This is a genomic window from Paraburkholderia sp. RL18-085-BIA-A (assembly GCF_046027075.1).
GTDB lineage: Bacteria > Pseudomonadota > Gammaproteobacteria > Burkholderiales > Burkholderiaceae > Paraburkholderia.
On record NZ_JARESU010000035.1, the window covers coordinates 1 to 20,560 of the forward strand.

The 20,560-nt window shown below is 62.9% G+C and carries 20 protein-coding genes and 1 pseudogene; 17 read left to right on the forward strand and 4 right to left on the reverse strand.

Annotated features, from left to right (window positions below; genetic code table 11):
* The 3 genes and pseudogenes from P0D89_RS23205 to groL all read left to right on the forward strand — a co-directional run.
* Positions 1-430 (forward strand): annotated as a pseudogene (locus tag P0D89_RS23205) (hypothetical protein); the annotation flags it as partial.
* Positions 431-1,102: 672 nt separating this feature from the next.
* Positions 1,103-1,393 (forward strand): co-chaperone GroES, encoded by a 291-nt coding sequence (gene groES / locus P0D89_RS23210; protein ID WP_007178996.1) that lies wholly within the window; start codon positions 1,103-1,105, stop codon positions 1,391-1,393.
* A gap of 53 nt (positions 1,394-1,446) precedes the next feature.
* Positions 1,447-3,087, forward strand: coding sequence for a chaperonin GroEL (gene groL / locus P0D89_RS23215; protein ID WP_408368234.1), 1,641 nt, complete (start codon positions 1,447-1,449; stop codon positions 3,085-3,087).
* Between the two features lie 138 nt (positions 3,088-3,225).
* Here the strand turns inward: groL and cysC are convergent, their stop codons facing one another.
* The 3 genes from cysC to P0D89_RS23230 all read right to left on the reverse strand — a co-directional run bounded on the left by cysC (position 3,226) and on the right by P0D89_RS23230 (position 5,538).
* Positions 3,226-3,852, reverse strand: a complete 627-nt coding sequence (gene cysC, locus P0D89_RS23220) for an adenylyl-sulfate kinase (RefSeq protein ID WP_408368236.1) — start codon at positions 3,850-3,852, stop codon at positions 3,226-3,228.
* Between the two features lie 18 nt (positions 3,853-3,870).
* Positions 3,871-4,308 carry a hypothetical protein gene (locus tag P0D89_RS23225; RefSeq protein ID WP_408377222.1) on the reverse strand — a complete coding sequence of 146 codons (438 nt, stop codon included), beginning with the start codon at positions 4,306-4,308 and terminating at the stop codon, positions 3,871-3,873.
* A gap of 369 nt (positions 4,309-4,677) precedes the next feature.
* Positions 4,678-5,538: a hydroxymethylpyrimidine/phosphomethylpyrimidine kinase gene (locus P0D89_RS23230; protein ID WP_408368240.1), complete on the reverse strand. Its 861-nt coding sequence runs from the start codon at positions 5,536-5,538 to the stop codon at positions 4,678-4,680.
* 292 nt (positions 5,539-5,830) lie between these two features.
* Between P0D89_RS23230 and P0D89_RS23235 the strand changes: the two genes are divergently transcribed.
* From P0D89_RS23235 to P0D89_RS23275, 9 genes are all read left to right on the forward strand, one after another.
* On the forward strand, positions 5,831-6,001 hold the full coding sequence (locus P0D89_RS23235) for a rubredoxin (RefSeq protein ID WP_006047743.1): 171 nt from the start codon (positions 5,831-5,833) through the stop codon (positions 5,999-6,001).
* 270 nt (positions 6,002-6,271) lie between these two features.
* Positions 6,272-7,693 carry a FimL-related protein gene (locus P0D89_RS23240; RefSeq protein ID WP_408377224.1) on the forward strand — a complete coding sequence of 474 codons (1,422 nt, stop codon included), beginning with the start codon at positions 6,272-6,274 and terminating at the stop codon, positions 7,691-7,693.
* A gap of 377 nt (positions 7,694-8,070) precedes the next feature.
* A complete protein-coding gene (locus P0D89_RS23245; protein ID WP_367838736.1) occupies positions 8,071-8,649 on the forward strand; it encodes a YqgE/AlgH family protein in 579 nt (192 codons plus the stop codon).
* Positions 8,646-9,131 carry a Holliday junction resolvase RuvX gene (ruvX, locus tag P0D89_RS23250; RefSeq protein WP_408377226.1) on the forward strand — a complete coding sequence of 162 codons (486 nt, stop codon included), beginning with the start codon at positions 8,646-8,648 and terminating at the stop codon, positions 9,129-9,131. Before P0D89_RS23245 ends, ruvX begins: the two co-directional genes overlap by 4 nt.
* A gap of 224 nt (positions 9,132-9,355) precedes the next feature.
* On the forward strand, positions 9,356-10,726 hold the full coding sequence (gene iscB / locus P0D89_RS23255; protein ID WP_408377228.1) for an RNA-guided endonuclease IscB: 1,371 nt from the start codon (positions 9,356-9,358) through the stop codon (positions 10,724-10,726).
* Positions 10,727-10,751: 25 nt separating this feature from the next.
* Complete coding sequence (gene pyrR / locus P0D89_RS23260) at positions 10,752-11,285, forward strand: bifunctional pyr operon transcriptional regulator/uracil phosphoribosyltransferase PyrR (RefSeq protein ID WP_408377230.1); 534 nt, start codon at positions 10,752-10,754, stop codon at positions 11,283-11,285.
* Positions 11,286-11,323: 38 nt separating this feature from the next.
* Positions 11,324-12,349 (forward strand): aspartate carbamoyltransferase catalytic subunit, encoded by a 1,026-nt coding sequence (locus P0D89_RS23265; RefSeq protein WP_408377232.1) that lies wholly within the window; start codon positions 11,324-11,326, stop codon positions 12,347-12,349.
* Between the two features lie 154 nt (positions 12,350-12,503).
* Positions 12,504-13,784, forward strand: coding sequence for a dihydroorotase (locus P0D89_RS23270; protein ID WP_408377234.1), 1,281 nt, complete (start codon positions 12,504-12,506; stop codon positions 13,782-13,784).
* Between the two features lie 37 nt (positions 13,785-13,821).
* Positions 13,822-14,655, forward strand: coding sequence for a lysophospholipid acyltransferase family protein (locus tag P0D89_RS23275; protein ID WP_408377235.1), 834 nt, complete (start codon positions 13,822-13,824; stop codon positions 14,653-14,655).
* A gap of 30 nt (positions 14,656-14,685) precedes the next feature.
* Here P0D89_RS23275 and P0D89_RS23280 read toward each other — a convergent pair whose 3' ends face one another.
* On the reverse strand, positions 14,686-15,558 hold the full coding sequence (locus P0D89_RS23280) for a symmetrical bis(5'-nucleosyl)-tetraphosphatase (RefSeq protein WP_408377237.1): 873 nt from the start codon (positions 15,556-15,558) through the stop codon (positions 14,686-14,688).
* A 203-nt stretch (positions 15,559-15,761) separates the two neighbouring features.
* Here P0D89_RS23280 and P0D89_RS23285 point away from each other — a divergent pair, with 203 nt between their 5' ends.
* The 5 genes from P0D89_RS23285 to rfbD all read left to right on the forward strand — a co-directional run bounded on the left by P0D89_RS23285 (position 15,762) and on the right by rfbD (position 20,428).
* Positions 15,762-16,673, forward strand: a complete 912-nt coding sequence (locus P0D89_RS23285) for a GDP-mannose 4,6-dehydratase (protein WP_408377239.1) — start codon at positions 15,762-15,764, stop codon at positions 16,671-16,673.
* 315 nt (positions 16,674-16,988) lie between these two features.
* Positions 16,989-18,050: a dTDP-glucose 4,6-dehydratase gene (rfbB, locus tag P0D89_RS23290; protein ID WP_408377241.1), complete on the forward strand. Its 1,062-nt coding sequence runs from the start codon at positions 16,989-16,991 to the stop codon at positions 18,048-18,050.
* 10 nt (positions 18,051-18,060) lie between these two features.
* Positions 18,061-18,954, forward strand: coding sequence for a glucose-1-phosphate thymidylyltransferase RfbA (rfbA, locus tag P0D89_RS23295; RefSeq protein ID WP_408377243.1), 894 nt, complete (start codon positions 18,061-18,063; stop codon positions 18,952-18,954).
* The gene (gene rfbC / locus P0D89_RS23300; RefSeq protein ID WP_408377245.1) at positions 18,939-19,490 is read left to right on the forward strand and encodes a dTDP-4-dehydrorhamnose 3,5-epimerase; all 552 of its coding nucleotides are present in this window, start codon (positions 18,939-18,941) and stop codon (positions 19,488-19,490) included. Before rfbA ends, rfbC begins: the two co-directional genes overlap by 16 nt.
* Positions 19,491-19,501: 11 nt before the next feature.
* Complete coding sequence (rfbD, locus tag P0D89_RS23305) at positions 19,502-20,428, forward strand: dTDP-4-dehydrorhamnose reductase (RefSeq protein WP_408377247.1); 927 nt, start codon at positions 19,502-19,504, stop codon at positions 20,426-20,428.
* Positions 20,429-20,560 lie beyond the last annotated feature (132 nt).

Consider the following 20,560-nt stretch of genomic DNA (forward strand, 5'->3'; position numbering starts at 1 on the left):
GGATGCCAATGATCTCGTCAAGCAGGCCGGCGCCGGTCTTCCCAAATCTAGAAAACGCTCGACTACCAGCAAGGTGCTCGACGACGCGTTGATATCTGATGTGTTCGGCATCGAGATGGCCGAAGCTTACCCACCGGAGAAGCCTGCTGCCGGACGTAACAAGCCATCGGCAGCTAAGGTGACAGCGAAGAAGGCGGCCAAGTCGGCTATCTCGACAACCCGGAAGCCATCTGCGACCGCGAAGACTGTGGCGGACAATAAATCGGTAACAAAGAAGTTGCCAGTCAAACCATCTGCTGGGCCACGTAAATCAACATCTGGCAACGTTGTTGCCAGTAAAGCAAACGTGGCGAAATCGACTGCAACGCCGAAAGAGGCTGCAACAAGGAAGCGCGCCACTTCTCGACCGGTAACAGGTAAGTCCCGCTAAACTCCGATTTCATCTCGCATGGCTCCGCGGGAAGCGATTGACGTCGATGAATGAAATTCTTTCCGTCGGGAAACCCCGGCGTCTGGTGAAGTCTCCGGATCATGCTCAGCGTCAACAAACGTATCAGGTTCCGGATTTCACGGACCAGATTTACGGTATTTTCAATACTTGAACGACCGCTTCGTGAACATTGCAAACGGCTGTAATGGTCGATCACTTGACGAGTATGACCGTCGGGGGAAGGTCCGTTGTCTGGGCGGAGCCGACGCTCGAATGTCCATCTGAGAGCTCGATCGAACGACCGTAGATGGCCGAATTCGGCCGGCGCCCGCCCGGCAACCACGGACCCATCGCACGGTTTGACGGTTCGTTCTCCCCGCTCCCCCCTTCGTTCACCGCCGATCGGCCTTCGCCCGCCGCGACGTCCTCTGCCGCGGCTCCCTCGACCTCGAACCCGGTCGCCGGTCGCGGGCAGTTCAGAGTTAAGTGACCAAAGTTCAGAGTTAGGAGAATTTCGACATTTCGACAATTGCGCGCCATTCCTTCTTGAATTTGTCACCACCCGTCCATATAATTAGCACTCGCTGCACGAGAGTGCTAACAACATCGCCGGTTGGCTCGGCCAGCCGGGTTTTCTCAGCGTTCTTCAGTCTCAATCAGAGAGGAGTATGTATGAACCTTCGTCCTTTGCATGATCGCGTGATCGTCAAACGTCTGGATCAAGAAACCAAGACCGCGTCGGGCATCGTGATCCCCGAAGCCGCAGCGGAAAAGCCGGATCAAGGCGAAATCCTCGCAGTCGGTCCGGGCAAGCGTGACGACAAGGGCGCTCAAATCGCGCTCGACGTGAAGGTTGGCGACCGCGTCCTGTTCGGCAAGTACGCAGGCCAGACCGTCAAGGTCGACGGCAACGAACTGCTCGTGATGCGCGAAGAAGACATCATGGCCGTGGTGCAGAAGTAAGCGCAAAACCGCTACTTTCCCGGTCATATCTCAAGAATTCAAGGAGTTAGAAGATGGCAGCTAAAGACGTCGTATTCGGTGATTCCGCCCGTGCCAAGATGGTTGAAGGCGTGAACATTCTCGCGAACGCTGTGAAGGTCACGCTGGGTCCGAAGGGCCGCAACGTTGTCCTGGAACGCAGCTTCGGCGGCCCGACGGTCACCAAGGACGGTGTGTCGGTCGCGAAAGAGATCGAACTGAAAGACAAGCTCCAGAACATGGGCGCGCAAATGGTCAAGGAAGTGGCTTCCAAGACCAGCGACAACGCAGGCGACGGTACGACGACCGCAACGGTTCTCGCACAATCCATCGTTCGCGAAGGCATGAAGTACGTCGCATCGGGCATGAACCCGATGGACCTGAAGCGCGGCATCGACAAGGCTGTTACGGCTGCGATCGAAGAGCTGCGCAAGATCAGCAAGCCGTGCACGACCAACAAGGAAATCGCTCAAGTCGGCGCGATCTCGGCGAACAGCGATTCGTCGATCGGCGACCGTATCGCTGAAGCGATGGACAAGGTCGGCAAGGAAGGCGTCATCACCGTCGAAGACGGCAAATCGCTGCAAGACGAGCTGGACGTTGTCGAAGGTATGCAATTCGACCGCGGCTACCTGTCGCCGTACTTCATCAACAACCCGGACAAGCAAGTCGCCGTTCTGGAGAACCCGTTCGTGCTGCTGCACGACAAGAAGGTGTCGAACATCCGTGACCTGCTGCCGGTGCTGGAACAAGTCGCGAAGGCTGGCCGTCCGCTGCTGATCATCGCAGAAGACGTCGAAGGCGAAGCGCTGGCTACGCTGGTTGTCAACAACATCCGCGGCATCCTGAAGACGGTTGCTGTGAAGGCTCCGGGCTTCGGCGATCGCCGTAAGGCCATGCTGGAAGACATCGCGATCCTGACCGGTGGTCAAGTCATCGCTGAAGAAACCGGCCTGACGCTCGAAAAGGCAACGCTGGCTGAACTGGGTCAAGCGAAGCGCATCGAAGTGGCCAAGGAAAACACGACGATCATCGACGGCGCTGGCGAAGCTGCAACTATCGAAGCACGTGTGAAGCAGGTTCGCACGCAAATCGAAGAAGCAACGTCGGACTACGACCGTGAAAAGCTGCAAGAGCGCGTTGCCAAGCTGGCAGGCGGTGTTGCAGTGATCAAGGTCGGCGCTGCGACCGAAGTCGAAATGAAGGAAAAGAAGGCACGTGTCGAAGACGCACTGCACGCAACGCGCGCGGCTGTGGAAGAAGGCATCGTTGCTGGCGGCGGCGTCGCGCTGATCCGCGCACGTACGGCAATCGCTGGCCTGAAGGGCGCTAACGCCGATCAGGACGCAGGTATCAAGATCGTGCTGCGCGCGATGGAAGAGCCGCTGCGCCAGATCGTCACGAACGGTGGCGAAGAAGCCAGCGTCGTGGTGGCGGCTGTTGCTGCTGGCCAGGGCAACTACGGCTACAACGCGGCAACTGGCGAGTACGTCGACCTGGTTGACGCAGGTGTCGTGGATCCGACGAAGGTGACGCGCACGGCGCTGCAAAACGCAGCATCGGTTGCGGGTCTCCTGCTGACGACCGACGCAGCTGTTTGCGAACTGCCGAAGGAAGATGCACCGATGGGTGGCGGCATGCCCGGCGGCATGGGCGGCATGGGCATGGACATGTAATTCCGCCTGGGTCTCGTACGAGGCTCAGTTGGGAGTACATGGGGAAGTGCGCCGTGAGGCGTGCTTCCCAAAAGAAAAAAACCCGCAGAGATGCGGGTTTTTTTCTTTTGGGGCGAACAGCGGAAAAGTGCTCCGAGACTACGCTCCGGCTTCTTGACCGCTGGTCGTCAGCGAAGTCTCGCGCAGGTGGGCGAATATCCGCGCCACGCTTTCCGCCGGCGACAGCGTGGCCGTGTCGATGCGAAGTTCGGGATCAAGCGGCGCTTCATAAGGCGCCGACACGCCGGTAAACGATGCGATCTCTCCGGAGCGAGCTTTCGCGTAGAGGCCTTTCGGATCACGCCGGGCGCATGTTTCGACCGGCGCGAACAGATAGGTCTCGATAAATTTGTCGCGCCCGATGATGTCGCGGGCCATCGCCCGGTCTTCGCGCATCGGGGAAATCAGCGCAGTGATGACAATCAGGCCCGCGTCGTTCATCAATTGCGCGACATGGCCGACTCTACGGATATTTTCGCGGCGATCTTTCCGCTCGAAGCCGAGATCGCAAGCCAGCCCGTGACGGATATTGTCCCCGTCGAGCACGTAGCAGGCATGCCCCAACGAGATCAGCTGCGCTTCGAGTTCGAATGCGATGGTCGATTTGCCCGCGCCGGACAGGCCGGTCAGCCAGATCGTGACCGGCTGTTGGCGGAAGATCCCCATCCTCTGCTGACTGGTGATCGCGCCGTGGCAACGCTGCAGGAAAGTGTGACTCTGTTCCATTGTGAGTTCCCTTGGCGCTCAGGCGCAGTGCCAGCCTTGCCGCCAGATTCCTGCATTGCGCAGGCTCTCGGGCGAGTTGGCGATTGTGACTTGAAAACCGTCCGAAATGCCAGCAGGCAGAGGAATTGAAAAGCCGGTGTGCGAGCTTGGGTACCCAGCGTTAGCAACGTCGGGTCGGTGTTCGCCGCTCCAACCGCTCGCTACGACCTTCGGACCCACACGGACTTCAAGCGGCACGCTTTGCTCGGGCCGGCTGAGATTGACGGCCCAGCCCGACACCACGCCTTCGCGAACCGTGTCGACGAAGCCGTCGAACATGTCGGCGGGAGTGGGTTGCCGGCTTTGCGCGAACTGCAGGTATTCGTCAATAGGAGCGAGGTCAAAGCGTTGGACTACGTTCGGCAACCTTTGCAAGAAATGCATCGTCGAAGCCGAATACCGTCGAGCTGTGAACATAGGGATTTTCCAGCTGATTTATTTCCGCCTGAATGACCAGCCTTCGCGGTCCCGTACGAAATTGGCGAATTGGTCTTTACCTTTATTTAGCTCAAAAAACGAAATAACGGTAGAGCCACCGCATTTTGGAGGATGGATGAAAAAAATAGGGAAAGACCTACCGGGACATAAGGCAAATTTGTGACCCACCAAGTCTAGCCTGCAGGTCGCGCCCGCGTTGTAACGTTTAATTACGCGATAAGACATCCCGAAACGAAGCGGAAGCAGAATTTATGCTAGATCGAAAAAATGAGTCCACAAATGAAAAAACCCGCCTAAAGCGGGTTTCCATGCGTGCGGTCCAGTCCGGGGGCCGCCTGGAGCGGGGCGTTAGTGCCGCGCTTCACCCGGCGCGGCGTCCTTGCCCGCGGTCGGCGGCGTTTCGTCGTCGCTGCTGCGCGCCCAGAAGAACCGGTCCGGAATATACGCGCCCATGCCGGGCCGGAACGCGTTGCGCACCGCCTGGTACAGATACTCCTGCGCCTCGCGCACCGCTTCGGCGGGTTCCTGGCCATTGGCGAGCAACGCGGCGATCGCGGCCCCTAGCGTGTCCGTCAGGCCCATCAGCCGATGGCTGCCGCGGTCCCACATGTCCTGACGCAACTGTCCGTCTTCGCTGAACAGCGTGTTGACGAGCCGGTGCGTGCCGGTTTCCGTCGACAGAATGTACTCGCAGCCTTGCGATAGCAGATGCGAGATCGCCGCGTCGAGGCTCGGCGCTTCGGCGTCGCCATCCGGCTGGGCGAGAGCGAGGATCGTTGCCGAATCGGCAACCAGCAAGGTGGTTTGCGGAGCGAGCAGATCGGCGATCGCTTCGCGCAGTTCGTCGGCGGCGAGCACGTGCTCGTCGTCGAGTGTGAAGTCGGGGGCGAGTATCAGCGGAATGTCGTCGTAATCGGCGACCACTTCGGCGATCGCGCTGACCACTTCAGCGCGCGTACAGGCGCCGACCTTGAACGCGGCGATCGGCATGTCTTCGAGCAGCATGCGCGCCTGGGTCGCGACGATCTCGGGGTCGAGGCCGGTGACTTCGTCGCAACTGGCCGAGTCGCGCACGGTGTAGCCCGTGAGCACGGAGACGCCATGACAGCCCATGCTGGCAAGAGTCAACAGGTCGGCTTGCAGGCCAGAGCCGCCGGTGGGATCGGAAAGGCCGAAGGTGAGGACGATCGGGGGCGTGTCGCTGGGCATGAAAATTGACAAAAAGGGGCGGGATTTTGGCGCAGGTAGTGCGCAATCGCCTCGATTATGCGGCCTAAACCGTTGCGGGGGCGTTTTTTCGCAACACTTCGCCGGGTTGCCGCGAGCGGGCGGCGCTCGATGCCCGGTATGTCGCCGCAACGGGCTGTCCAGCCGGCCCGAACCGCCCGGCCACAGGCACCTGTACGGTCCGGTCGCGGCTTTTCGGATTGCTAGGCAGTGGGGCGGCAACACGGTACCATCATGGCTCCCGTTTCCACGGACTCTACGACGCGACACAAGAATGGAATATCAAAGCTGGATGTGCCTGATTTGCGGCTGGATTTACGACGAAGAAGCCGGCTTGCCGGACGAAGGCATTGCGCCGGGCACGCGTTGGGAGGACGTTCCCATCAACTGGACCTGCCCGGAGTGCGGAGCGCGCAAGGAAGACTTCGAGATGGTCCAGATCTGAAGTCCGCGGGGCCGCCGGAGTCGGCCAGCTGAGACCTTGGGCCATAGTGTGCGCGGGCGCCGTCCGCCACTGTGTCCGAGGCGTCGTCGGCGCCCGCAATTCCATCTCACCGCCTTACCGCGTCGGCGCGGAACAACGTCGACTATGCCGTGTCGCAACGGTAGCCTGTCAAACGGTAGTCTGTCATTGTCCTGTCGCCGGTTCGCGCGTTAGCCGATCAGTCTGCGCGCTGCCCGAAGCGACGGCCCGTCAGCTTCGTGTCGCGTGCCTATGACTCTTCGATCCGCTGCACCCGTTTCATTCGACGCTTTGCCGAATCCCCGCGGCGGCGCTGTCCGCCCCGCGGAGCTGGCGCTGGCAGAGGCGTTGCTGGCCTTCGAACAGAACCACGAGAGCACCTCGGCGCTGCTGCGTGCGTCGCATGCGTTACGCGAGGCCGGCTGGCTGAGCGGACAGCGTTTTGCGGACGCGCTGGTGCGACTCTCGCCGCTCGCGGCACCTGATGCGTCCGGCACGGAAAGCGCCCGACCGGTGTTCGGCGCGGCGTTGCGCGATTTCCGCGCGGCGCTCGAGCGTCACAATCTGCGCGAGCTGTCCTGCTCGCCCTCGCTGTTCAACCACTATCGGGCCCTATGTGCGCATCTGTCCGAGCACACGCCCGGCTCGACCGTCGTTTTCGAAGATCTCGCGCTGACCTCGCGCCCGGTACCGCCGGTGTCGCTGCACGCGCAGTCCGCCGACCGGCTGGCTCATTTGCGGGCGCGCTACGAGCGCGCGCTGCTGCCGGTGCTGCGGTCGCAGGCCGGCACGGGCAGCGTGGCCGCGCTCGCCGTGACCAACGCGGCGCTGGACGAACTGGACGCTGTTTTCACCGAACTCGCCGGCCCGGACCCTTACGATTTCTGGCGTCTGGCCAAGGCGTGCGCGAAGGCGTTGCGCGTCGGCGGCCACGCTACCGGCGAAACCGATGCGCGGCGCTTCTACGCCCGCTGCAATCTGGCGCTGGCGGATCACGCGCGAGGCATCGAGCGCGCGCCGCGCTCGCTGGCGCGTGCGACGCTGGCGCTGTTGTGGCGGGACTACGCGCTGTTCGGCGCCGCCGCGGAAGACGCCGATCAGGTCGCCGTGCTGCACGATTACGGCTTGACCGTTGACTGGCACGTCGCCGGCACGCAGTCGTCGGAAATGCTGTGGGAGGCGGGCGCGCTCGAGGCGCAGTCGCTCAGCGCCACCCGCGTCTCGTTGACCCGCGATCTGGGCGTGCTGACGGTCAATGCGAATGCCTATGAGGATTTCCTGCAGACGGCGGATGCGTCGATCTCCGCGTTGACCGAGCACGCCCGCGCGGCCGACCAGCCGGAGAAGGCCGATCCCAGCGAGGCGTTGCAGGCGGGCGATGCTGCCTACCGGCTGGGCTCCGCCGCGTGCGCCTTGGGCCTCGGCCACGTGGCGCTGCTGGCGGATGCGCTGGGGCTCGCCTGGCGTCGTCGCGCGCATGCGGGTGTCTCGACGCCGGCGGTGCGCGCGCACGTGATCGTCGGCGCGCCGGCGGCGAGCACGCTCGAGCAGGCCGCTGAAGCGCTGCGCGCGACGTTGCACAAGGTCGCCGCGGGCGTCGCGCCACCCGGCGGCGGCGTTACGCAGGCGACGCTCGCGGCGCTGACGCGCGCGATCGAGCAGGGCGGGGCGTGAACCGCCGTCGTGCCCGCTGGTGGGCAGGCCGGCTGAGTCGAGTGGAGCCCCCGGCAAGCCGCACGCACTGGCAGCGCCCGGGGCCGACCCCGGGCTGTACCGGGCAGCACGGACCGGTGCCAACTGGCAGGGAGCGGCACATTTGACGCCAATCCGCCCAGTTAAAACCCGCCGCAACGCCTCACCACGCCAAAACCCCGCCGCACGCCGCCCACTCCCCGCTTGCACCCGGGCCCAACACCCTGGCCCAAGCCCCCGTGCGTGATAGAGTGCAACATGATTCGTCGTCGATGGCTCGCGGCATTGCTGCATGACACGCGTCGCGGTTCCACACTCAAAGCCCGCCATCCTGCATCGTCTTTGCTAAAATCCGAACTATGTCTAAGAGTAACGATCGCATCAATCTGACCAACCAGTTCCTGATCGCCATGCCTAACATGGCCGATCCGACGTTTTCAGGAACGGTGGTCTACCTTTGCGATCACAGTGAGCGCGGTGCGCTCGGCCTCGTGATCAACCGTCCGACCGACATCGACCTGCAAGCGCTCTTCAGTCGCATCGACCTCAAGCTCGAAATCGAACCCCTGCTGCATGTGCCCGTGTATTTCGGCGGCCCGGTGCAAACCGAGCGCGGCTTCGTGCTGCACGACCCTAAGGGCGGCAGCGCGTACACGTCGTCCATGTCCGTGCCCGGCGGTCTGGAAATGACCACCTCGAAAGATGTGCTCGAAGCGGTCGCCAGCGGCACCGGTCCGGAACGTTTCCTGCTCACGCTCGGCCACGCCGGCTGGGGCGCCGGCCAGCTCGAAGAAGAAATCTCGAAGAATGGCTGGCTGACGGTCGAAGCCGACCCGAAAATCGTCTTCGACGTGCCTGCCGAAGAGCGTCTCGAAGCCGCTCTCGCGCTGCTCGGCATTTCGCTGTCAATGCTGTCGGGCGAGGCGGGTCACGCATGAGCGTCGCGGCCGGACGTGAGGCGACGCTGCTTGCGTTCGACTATGGTGAAAAGCGCATCGGCGTGGCGGTCGGCAATTCGCTGACACGCAGCGCGCGGCCACTCGTCATCGTGCAGAACCGCAGCCGCGAATACCGCTTCGAAGAAGTCGGCAAGCTGATCGCCGAGTGGCGGCCGGACGCGCTGGTGGTCGGCTTGCCGATGCACCCGGACGGCACGCCGCACGAAATGACGCAACTCGCGAAGCGCTTTGGCAATCAGCTGAATGGCCGCTTCAATCTACCGGTCACGTGGATCGACGAGCGCTACTCGTCGGTCGAGGCGAAAGCGGAAATCCGCGCCGGCAAAGGCCGCGCCGATCTCCTCGACGCCGAAGCCGCCAGCATCATCCTCCAGCAATATCTAGACGGACTTTCCGACGATCGTCAATCGCCCCACCATAACGGTGGAACTTGTGGAAGCAAGGACACGAGTTCGGGTTGACCAGGCAAAGCGGTAACCAGCCCGCTACGTTGCGCATAGGTTAAAGACCGACGTTGGGATGCTTCCTCAGTCTCAACCTCTCGAAGCCACGGTTGCAGACACGCGACAGGGTAAGCACGAAACGGATCGGGGCAGATAGCCGGTGCGCAACATTGCCGAGGGGAGACATCCAGCGATGGATGCGTTACTAGGCCCGTAAGGGCGATGTTTATGGGATTCATACGTTGGCTGCCTTTGTACTGGACCGAAACGCCAAACCACTGATGCCGTGTACAGAAAAGCGCGCTCGCTTATTGCTCGTGCGCCGTCGTGCGCGCGTGCATCGGGTCGTACCGTTTACGATTCGGATAATCGATCGCGACATTCGTACGAGCGATGTGCAGCCGCTACGCATAAAGCTCGATCCGGGTAGCAGGGTGACCGGCATCGCGCTGGTGCGTGACTTCGCTTTTTCCGACGGTCTGCGCGGTGCGGCCGTACTGAATCTTTTTGATCTGATTCATCGGGGCGCGCAGATATCAAAAATGCTCACTGTGCGGCGGGCGATGCGTCGCGCACGCAGATGTAGAAAGACACGCTACCGCGCCGCGCGTCTGAACAATCGCCGTCGCTCGGCAGGATGGCTGGCGCCCAGTCTACGTCACCGTCTCGAGACTACGATAGCGTGGGTCCACCGCCTACGGAGGTTCGCGCCCGTCGTCGCGAGCAGCACTGAACTCGTCCGCTTTGACATGCAGGCGATGGAGAACCCCGCTATCCGAGGTGTTGAGTATCAACAAGGCACTTTGGCAGGCTACGAACTGCGTGAATATCTGCTTGAGAAATGGGGACGTCAGTGCGCTTACTGCGACGCGACGGGCCGGCCGCTGCAGATTGATCACATCAAGGCACGCGCGTTGGGTGGATCGAACCGAGTTTCCAATCTCACTCTCGCCTGCAAAAGCTGCAACCAGCAGAAGGACAGTCTGCCATTAACGACGTTCCTACGTTACGACTCGAGGCGCCCGGAGCGAATTCTTGCGCATGCGCGTGCGCCACTACGCGACGCGGCGGCCGTCAACATGACACGTTGGGCGTTGTTTGGCGCGCTCAAAGCTACAGGGCTGCAGGTCGAGCCGTCCACGGGCGGTCGTACAAAGTTTAATCGCGCTCATCTCTCTGTACCGAAGACGCACGCGCTAGATGCAGCGTGTGTAGGCGAAGTCGACATGCTACGGTATTGGCGACGTCCAACGTTGGCGATTCGATGCACGGGAAGAGGCGCGTATCGGCGCACGCGGCTTACTGCATCCGGTTTCCCTCGCGGCTACCTGATGCGCCAAAAACGTGCATGCGGGTTTCAGACCGGTGACCTCGTGCGCGCCAAGGTGCCGCGCGGCAAAAAGACCGGCACATATGTCGGCCGCGTTGCGATTCGCGCGAGTGGATCGTTTAATATCCAATGCGCCGCGCAAGTAATTCAAGGAATCTCACATCGATACTGCACAGTGATGCAGCGCGGTGACGGGTATGGATATTCGTTCGTAGCGCAATTTGCAAAGGAGAGCGAGAACTGGGACGACGCAACGCGTCGTGCGCTATCCCTCCCAGCCTGAAGGCTGATTTTTCTCGCAGCAATTGATGAGTTCCATTGACGCCGAGGCGCTGTATCGCGCCGTCCTCGATCAGATTCGGGCGACTTATGGCGCTGAACTGGCCAGCCCGGACGGCGCCGTCGTGCTGGCCGGCATCTACAGCGGCGGCGCATGGCTCGCCGAGCGCCTCGCGCGCGACCTGAGGGTGCCGAGCTTCGGCGTGGTGAACGTCGCGCTGCATCGCGACGACTACGCGAAGAAAGGCCTGCACTCGCAGGCGAGCCCGACCTCGCTGCCGTTCTCCGTGGACAATCGCCGCATCGTGCTGGTGGACGACGTGTTGTACACCGGCCGCACGATTCGCGCGGCTTTGAACGAGCTATACGACTACGGTCGCCCGGCCGCGGTCGAACTGGCCGTGCTCGCCGACCGCGGAGGACGCGAATTACCGTTTGCGGCGCGTTTTGTCGGCGGTGAGGTGCACGTGCCGGCCGATGCGACGCTCGTGCTCGCCCGCGAAGAAGGCGGCGCCGACGGCTCCCCGCGTTTCACCTTTCACACTGAAGTACGCGTCGACTGAACGCGGCTTTGCGCATTGAGCAAGAAAGCAGGTACACAATGAACACCGCCTCCCAGGCCTCGCACGATTCAGCCGACAGCGCCACTGAGCGCTTCCGTTATGGCTTCCTGAAGGGCAACCCGCAGCTCACGAAAAACGGCGAGCTCAAACATCTGTTGTCGATCGACGGATTGCCGAAGGCGATCGTCAATCATATTCTCGATACCGCCGACCAGTTCGTCAGCGTGACCGATCGCGAAGTGAAGAAGGTGCCGCTGTTGCGCGGCAAGTCGGTGTTCAACCTGTTCTTCGAGAACTCGACGCGCACCCGCACCACCTTCGAGATTGCCGCGACGCGTTTGTCCGCGGACGTGCTGAATCTGAACATCAATGCTTCGTCCACGAGCAAGGGCGAATCGCTGCTCGACACGATCAACAATCTGTCGGCGATGCATGCCGACATGTTCGTCGTGCGCCACGCATCGAGCGGCGCGCCTTACCTGATCGCCCAGCACTGTGCGCCGCACGTGCATGTGATCAACGCCGGCGATGGCCGTCACGCACACCCGACCCAGGGTCTGCTCGACATGTACACGATCCGCCACTACAAGAAGGACTTCACGAAGCTGCGCGTGGCGATCGTCGGCGACATTCTGCATTCGCGGGTCGCGCGCTCGGACATCCATGCGCTGACCACGCTCGGCGTGCCGGAAGTGCGCGCGGTCGGTCCGCGCACGCTGCTGCCGGGTGGCCTCGAACAGATGGGCGTGCAGGTCTTTCACAATCTCGACGAAGGCCTGAAGGGCGTCGACGTGATCATCATGCTGCGTTTGCAGAACGAGCGGATGAGCGGCGCGTTGCTGCCGTCGGCGCAGGAGTACTTCAAGAGCTGGGGCCTGACGCCGGAGCGCCTCGCGCTCGCCGCGCCCGACGCCATTGTGATGCACCCCGGTCCGATGAACCGCGGCGTCGAAATCGATTCGCAGGTGGCCGACGGTCCGCAATCGGTGATCCTGAACCAGGTGACGTTCGGGATCGCGGTGCGCATGGCGGTGATGGGGATCGTCGCGGGCAATCACGATTGATCCCGGCGGGTTCGAGCGCCGTGACGCGATGAGCGTGGCGGCATCGAGCCACTGCGTCATACCAACATCCAGGCACAGTACGACACACCCGGTAAGTCACGCGTGACTTAGCTGAACCATCAGGCTGAACAACAAGCTGAACATAAGGCAGCGCATGAAGATCCATATTCAAGGCGGCACGCTGATCGATCCGGCGGCGGGCACCGAACAGCAGCAGGACATTTTTATCGCGGCGGGCAAGATCGTCGCGATCGGCAACGCGCCGACCGACTTTCACGCGGCGAAGACGATCGACGCCAAGGGGCTGCATATCGCGCCGGGTCTGGTCGACCTGTCCGCGCGTTTGCGCGAGCCGGGCTACGAGCACAAGGCGACGCTCGAATCCGAAATGGCCGCGGCGCTCGCAGGCGGCGTGACCAGCCTCGTGTGTCCGCCGGACACCGACCCGACGCTAGATGAACCGGGCCTCGTCGAGATGCTCAAGTTCCGCGCCCGCAATCTGAACCAGGCGCACGTGTATCCGCTTGGCGCGTTGACCGTCGGTCTGAAAGGCCAGGTCATCACGGAGATGGTCGAGCTGACCGAATCGGGCTGCATTGGCTTTTCGCAGGCCGACGTGCCGGTGGTCGACACCCAAGTATTGATGCGTGCGTTGCAGTACGCGAGGACCTACGGCTACACCGTGTGGCTACGTCCCGTCGATGCGTATCTCGGCAAGGGCGGTGTGGCCGCGAGCGGTGCGCTGGCGTCGCGGCTCGGTTTGTCGGGCGTGCCGGTGTCGGCTGAGACTATCGCGCTGCACACGATTTTCGAACTGGTCCGCGTGACGGGGGCGCGGGTGCATCTGTCGCATGTGTCGTCGGCGGCGGGCATTGAGTTGATGCGCGCGGCCAAGGCTGAGGGCTTGCCGGTGTCGTGCGACGTCACCGTGAACCACGTGCACCTGATCGACCTCGACATCGGCTACTTCGATGCGCAGTTCCGGCTCGATCCGCCGCTGCGCCAACAGCGCGATCGCGAAGCGATCCGCGCGGGTCTCGTCGACGGTACGATCGACGCGATCTGCTCTGACCACACTCCGGTCGACGACGACGAAAAGCTCCTGCCTTTCGCCGAAGCCACGCCGGGCGCGACGGGTCTCGAGCTGTTCCTCTCTCTGACGGTCAAATGGGCCGACGAAGCGGGCGTGCCGTTGGCAAAGGCGTTGAACCGCATCACCACGGCGCCGGCCGATGTGCTGAAGCTGGAAGTGGCCGGCCGCATCGCCGTGGGCGCTGTCGCCGATCTCTGCGTGTTCGACCGCCACGCGTATTGGCGCGTCGAGCCGCGCGCCCTGAAGAGCCAGGGGCACAACACGCCGTTCCTCGGCTATGAACTGCCGGCGCGCGTGCGCGCGACTATCGTGTCCGGTCACGTCGCATTCGAACAGCGCTAATATCCGCGTCATTGCCCAGTTACGGAAAGCTCCGACGATGAAGCTCGCGTTACGCAAGGCCCGTCTCATCGCGCATCTGCTGCACGGCATGTGGATCGTCGCGACGCGTTTTCCCGGCGCCAGCGCCGATCGGCGCCACGCGCTCAATCGCGCGTGGTCGCTGAAAATGCTGCGCCTGTGCGGGATGCGCCTCGTCGTGCATAACGACAGTGCGCGGCTAGACCGCGGCGCGCTGGTGGTCGCCAACCACATCTCGTGGATCGACATCTACGTGATCAATGCGTGGCGGCCCACGCCGTTCGTTTCGAAGGCGGAGATCCGGCAATGGCCGCTGGTCGGCTGGCTTGCGCAGCAACTGGACACGGTGTTCATCCAGCGCGATAAGCGCAGCGACGCGAAGCGGATCATGCACGAGCTGTCCGATCGTCTGAGCGCGGGCGAGTTGATGTGCGTGTTTCCCGAAGGCACCACCTCCAATGGACTCGAGTTGCTGCCGTTTCACGCGAACCTGTTCCAGGCGGCTGTATCGGCGGCGGCGCCCGTGCAGCCGCTGTGCATCATGTATGAGGACGCGCAGGGCCGGCAATCCACGGCGCCCGCGTATATCGACGATGTGTCGCTCGCCGATTCGCTGAATCTGCTGCTGCGCGGCGCTCCGCTGACCGCGCACGTGTATGTGGGTGAACCGCTCGCGCCGGGCGCCGAGCGGCGCGAGCTGGCCGCACAAGCACAAGAGGTGATTGCCGCCGCGTTGCGGCAGATGCAGGCCGGCACGGCGAAAGCGGGTGCGCCGGTGGCCGAAGAGGCCGCCATGCTCGCCGCGAGCGCAACGCTGATCGAGCCAGTCGACCAATCGAGTCGATCGGCCTGATGGTCGCGCGGCACGCTTGCTGAATCTTCTCTAGTTGCCGCCACCCGGCCCGCGGCAGGACTCGCAATCGACCTGCGTCAGCGTGCGTTCCGCGGGATTTTGCGCAAGCCGCACGGCCGATAGTTTCTCGCCCCACACGCAGCCCGAGTCGAGTCCGATCAGGTTGTCGCGCATCATGAAACCGAGCGCGGCCCAATGGCCGAACACCACGGTCACGTCCGCGGTCTTGCGCGACGGTACGTCGAACCACGGCATGCAGCCCGGCGGCGCGGAATTCAGGGTGCCGCTGCTGCTGAAATCCATCGCGCCGTCGGCATTGCAGAAGCGGATGCGCGTCAACGCGCTGCACGTCAGACGCAAGCGGTCGATGCCTTTCAGATTCGGCTTCCACTGATTGGGCTCATTGCCGTACAACCCTGCGAGCGTTTCCTTCCAGCCCGGCGCGCGCAGCGCACGCTGCAATTCGTCGGCGAGTTCCAGCGTCAGATTCACGTCCCATTGCGGCAGCACGCCCGCATGCACCATCAGCATGCCGTTGTCGAAGTGCGCGAGCGGACGGTGGCGGATCCATTCGAGCAGGTCGGCGGCGTCGGGCGCGGCGAGGATGTCCTCGATCGTGTCGCCTTTCCTCGATTTGCGAATTCCCGCCGACACCGACAGCAGATGCAGATCGTGATTGCCCAGCACCGGCACGCCACGCTCGCCGAGCGCGATCACGTCGCGCAGCGTGTCGAGCGATTCGGCGCCCCGGTTGATCAGATCGCCCGCGAACCACAGCGGCGTGCCGGCTGGCGGCGCGGCCTTGGCGAGAAGTTGCTGGAACGGCTTGCGGCAGCCTTGCAGATCGCCGAACGCAAGAGGGGCCAAGGCGGAGGAGTCGCAGGAAGGAGTCGAGGGTGTCATCAAGGAGTCGGTGCGGTTCGATACTCGCGGCGACGCACGAGGCGTGCCGCGTTGGAGCGGTGCAGCATGCTAGCGTGACATAATAGCTGGTTTAAAGATGTGACATCGGGCGGTGGGCTGTCGGGCGCCGCAAGCGGACCTCGACACGTGAGCGTCGCGCGATATTGCAACACAACAGGATGACCCTCGTGAACGGAGAACGCATGTCGTCTTCTCAGGCAAAGCAACCGATCCGCACGCTCGTCACCGGCGCCAGCGGTTTTACCGGCCGCTATCTGGTCGAAAAGCTGCTCGGCCGCGGCCATACCGTCATCGAAACGACCGCTGGCCGCGACGAGCCTGAAACGCCGACGCGGCTCAAGCTCGACATCACGTCGCCGCAGGCATGCCGGCGCGTGATCGACCTCGCGCGGCCCGACTATATCGTGCACCTCGCCGCGATCAGCTTCGTGGGCCACGACGATCCGCTCGACTTCTATCGCGTCAACGTGATCGGCACGCTGAATCTGCTGGAGGCCTGCGCGGCCGTCGGCCATACGCCGCGCAAGCTGTTGATCGCGAGCAGCGCGAACGTCTACGGCAACGTCACGAGCGACGCGATCGACGAGAGCTTTCCCGTCACACCGGTCAATCACTACGCATCCAGCAAGGCGGCGATGGAAGCGCTCGTGCGCACCTGGTTCGACCGCTTGCCGATCCTGGTCGTGCGGCCGTTCAACTACACCGGCTGCGGTCAGGCGCCGAACTTCCTCGTGCCGAAAATCGTCGGGCACTTCGCGCGGCGCGAACCGTCGATCGAACTCGGCAACATCGACGTCGCGCGCGACTTCTCCGACGTGCGCTATGTCGCGAACGCTTATGAGGCGCTGCTCGACTCCGATGTCGCGGGCGAGATCGTCAACGTCTGCACGGGGACGCCATACACATTGCGCAACATTCTGTCGGCGGCCAGCGATCTGACCGGGCACGAACTCGAAATCCGGGTCAATCCCGCGTTCGTCCGCCAAACCGACGTGAAGATTCTGGCCGGCTCGCCGGCCAAGCTGCGCTCGCTGGTGCCGGAAGTCGAGTCGATTCCTTTCATTGATACGCTGCGCTGGATGCTCACCGCTTGAGGCGCGCGGCATCGTCGGTTATCGATCGCCCGCTAATTTGCGCCGCGCTCCGCTCGCATAAACGCGCACCGCTCGAATACAAAGCCGGTTTGTACCAAGCATTGGAAACCAAACTTGTCAAGCTGTTTCAAGTTGTTAGGGTTCTAGTTTTTGCTCCGGGCCGCTTTATAATCGGGGCGTCATAAGATTAGCGTCCGAGCGTCTACTTGCACACAGGCGGAGGCGACGGGCTGCGGCAGAATCGGGAACGGCCATGCGGGGTAACCAAGTCGGCGAACCGGTTCCGGCTGCCACTAACATCTAGAAGGGAATTTCATGATTCTGGTAACGGGCGGCGCCGGTTTTATCGGCGCCAACTTCGTGCTCGACTGGCTCAATGCCTCCGATGAAGCGGTGCTCAACGTAGACAAGCTGACCTACGCAGGCAATCTTGGCACGCTGAAGTCGCAACAGGGCAATCCCAAACACGTATTCGTGCGCGCGGATATCTGCGATCGCGCCGCGCTCGATGCGCTGTTCGCCGAGCACAAGCCGCGTGCCGTTCTGCACTTTGCCGCCGAGAGCCACGTCGATCGTTCGATTCACGGCCCGGCCGATTTCGTGCAAACCAACGTGGTTGGCACCTTCACGTTGCTGGAAGCCACCCGCAGTTACTGGAACACGCTCGGCGACGTCGAACGCGCCGCGTTCCGTTTCCTGCACGTGTCGACCGACGAAGTGTTCGGCTCGCTGTCCGCCACCGATCCGCAGTTCTCCGAAACCACGCCGTACGCGCCGAATAGTCCTTACTCGGCGACCAAGGCGGGCTCCGATCACCTGGTGCGCGCCTACCATCACACGTATGGCCTGCCGGTGCTGACGACCAACTGCTCGAACAACTACGGCCCGTACCAGTTCCCCGAAAAGCTGATTCCGCTGATGATCGCCAACGCGCTCGCCGGCAAGCCGCTGCCGGTGTACGGCGACGGCCAGAATGTGCGCGACTGGCTGTACGTGGGCGACCACTGCAGCGCGATCCGCGAAGTGCTCGCGCGCGGCACGCCCGGCGAGACGTACAACGTCGGCGGCTGGAACGAGAAGAAGAATCTCGATGTCGTGCACACGTTGTGCGACCTGCTCGATCAACTGCGTCCGAAAGCGGGTGCGTCCTATCGCGACCAGATCACGTATGTGAAGGATCGTCCCGGCCACGACCGCCGTTACGCGATCGACGCGCGCAAACTCGAACGCGAACTCGGCTGGAAACCGGCGGAGACGTTCGAGACGGGACTCGCGAAGACGGTCCAATGGTATCTGGACAATCAGGCCTGGTCCGACGAAGTCGCCTCGGGCGAATATCGGAAGTGGGTTGAGACCAACTACGCGCAGCGCGCGTAAAGGCACGGCAATGGCGCGCAAAGGCATTATTCTCGCGGGCGGATCGGGCACCCGCCTGTATCCGATCACGCATGTCGTATCCAAGCAGCTTCTGCCGGTCTACGACAAACCGATGATCTACTACCCGCTGTCCACGCTGATGGTGGCGGGCATTCGCGACGTGCTGATCATCTCCACGCCGCAAGACACGCCGCGTTTCGAAGCGATGCTCGGCGACGGCAGTCAGTGGGGGATGAACATCCAGTACGCGGTGCAGCCGTCGCCGGACGGACTCGCGCAGGCGTTCATCATCGGCCGCGATTTCGTGGGCAACGATCCGTCGGCGCTGATTCTCGGCGACAACATCTTCTACGGCCACGATCTCGCGAAGCAGCTCGAACGCGCCAATCATCAGCCCGACGGCGCCACCGTGTTCGCGTATCACGTGCATGATCCGGAGCGCTACGGCGTGGTCGAATTCGACAAGCAGTTCCGCGCGTTGTCGATCGAGGAGAAGCCGGCCACGCCGCGCTCGAACTACGCGGTCACGGGTTTGTACTTCTACGACCGCCAGGTCTGCGATATCGCCGCGGACATCAAGCCGTCGCCGCGCGGCGAGCTGGAGATCACCGACGTCAACTCGCGCTACCTCGCGAATGCCGCGCTCAATGTCGAGATCATGGGCCGAGGTTATGCGTGGCTCGACACGGGCACGCACGACTCGCTGATCGAAGCGGCCACCTTCATCGCGACGCTGCAAAAGCGCCAGGGTCTGGTGGTCGCGTGTCCGGAAGAGATCGCGTACCGGCGCAACTGGATCGATGCCGAGCAGCTGCTGGCGCTCGCCAAGCCGCTCGCCAAGAATGCCTACGGGCAGTATCTGCAAAACATTCTTACGGATCACGTCGCATGGCCATCCAGGTAACCGCTACCGCGCTGCCCGAAGTCAAGATCATCGAGCCGAAGGTATTCGGCGACACGCGTGGTTTTTTCTTCGAGAGCTTCAATGCGCTCGAATTCGCCGAGAAGGTCGAGGCGGACGTCGAGTTCGTGCAGGACAACCACTCGCGCTCCGCGAAGGGCGTGCTGCGCGGCCTGCACTATCAGATCCAGCATGCGCAGGGCAAGCTGGTGCGCGTGGTCGAAGGCGAAGTGTTCGACGTGGCCGTCGACATCCGCAAGACCTCGCCGAATTTCGGCAAGTGGGTGGGGGTGAAGCTGTCGGTCGAGAACCATCGGCAACTGTGGGTGCCGCCCGGTTTCGCGCACGGTTTCGTGGTGCTGTCCGAGTCGGCGCAGTTCCTCTACAAGACCACCGACTACTGGTTCCCCGAGCACGAGCGCAGCATAGTCTGGAACGATCCGGCGATCGGCATCGAATGGCCGATCGATTCCGAACCGCTGCTCGCGGCGAAAGACGCGGCGGGCAAGCGTCTTGCCGATGCCGAAGTCTACGCGTAGGAGTGGGCCGGATGAGCGCACAGAATGCCAGGCGGACGATTCTCGTCACCGGTGTCAACGGCCAGGTGGGCTACGAGCTCGCGCGCACGCTGCAAGGGCTCGGCACCGTGGTCGCGGTGGACCGCGCCACGCTGGATCTGTCGAATCCCGATCAGATCCGCGCCGTGGTGCGCGAGGTGCGGCCCGCGCTGATCGTCAATCCCGCGGCCTACACGGCTGTCGACAAGGCGGAACAGGAGTTCGATCTCGCGATGCGCATCAACGACGCAGCGCCGGGCGTGCTCGCTGAAGAAGCGAAGAAGCTGGGCGCGGCGCTGATCCACTATTCGACCGACTACGTGTTCAACGGCGAGAAGGACGGCGCGTACGTCGAGGACGATCCGACCGATCCGCAAAACGCGTACGGGCGCAGCAAGCTCGCCGGCGAGCAGGCAATCGCGGCGACCGGCGTGAATCATCTGGTGTTGCGCACGAGCTGGGTGTACGGCACGCGCGGCAAGAATTTTCTGCTCACCATGTTGCGCCTGGGCGCCGACCGGCCCGAGTTGAAGGTCGTCGCCGACCAGTTCGGCGCGCCCACCTGGTGCAACACGATCGCCACGCTGACCGCGCATCTGGGCGCGCAGGCGTTCGCCGCCGAAGACAGCGCGAAGTGGTGGAGCGAGCGCTCGGGTGTCTATCACCTGTGCGCTGGCGACGCGACTTCGTGGCACGGCTTCGCGTCGGCCATCTTCGAACTCGCGGACTTGCCGAACAAGCCGAACGCGCTGCCGATTCCCGCCACCGACTATCCGATGCCGGCGAAGCGTCCCGCCAATTCGAGGATGTCGAACGAAAAGCTCGCGCGCGTGTTCGGGCTGGCCGCGCCGCATTGGCGCGATGCCTTGAAATTGTGTCTGACGGACGGGTTTCCGAAGTCGCCCGCCGCCCGTCCCTGACGCGAGGCTTGAAGCGGCCTCGAAGCGGCCTCGAACGGGCCTTTACAACGCGCGAGCCTTTTACGAGGCAGCGCGCAGTGCCAGCCTCGCGCTGCTCGCGCAGCCATACTGCTTCGCTCGCGCTGTCTGACG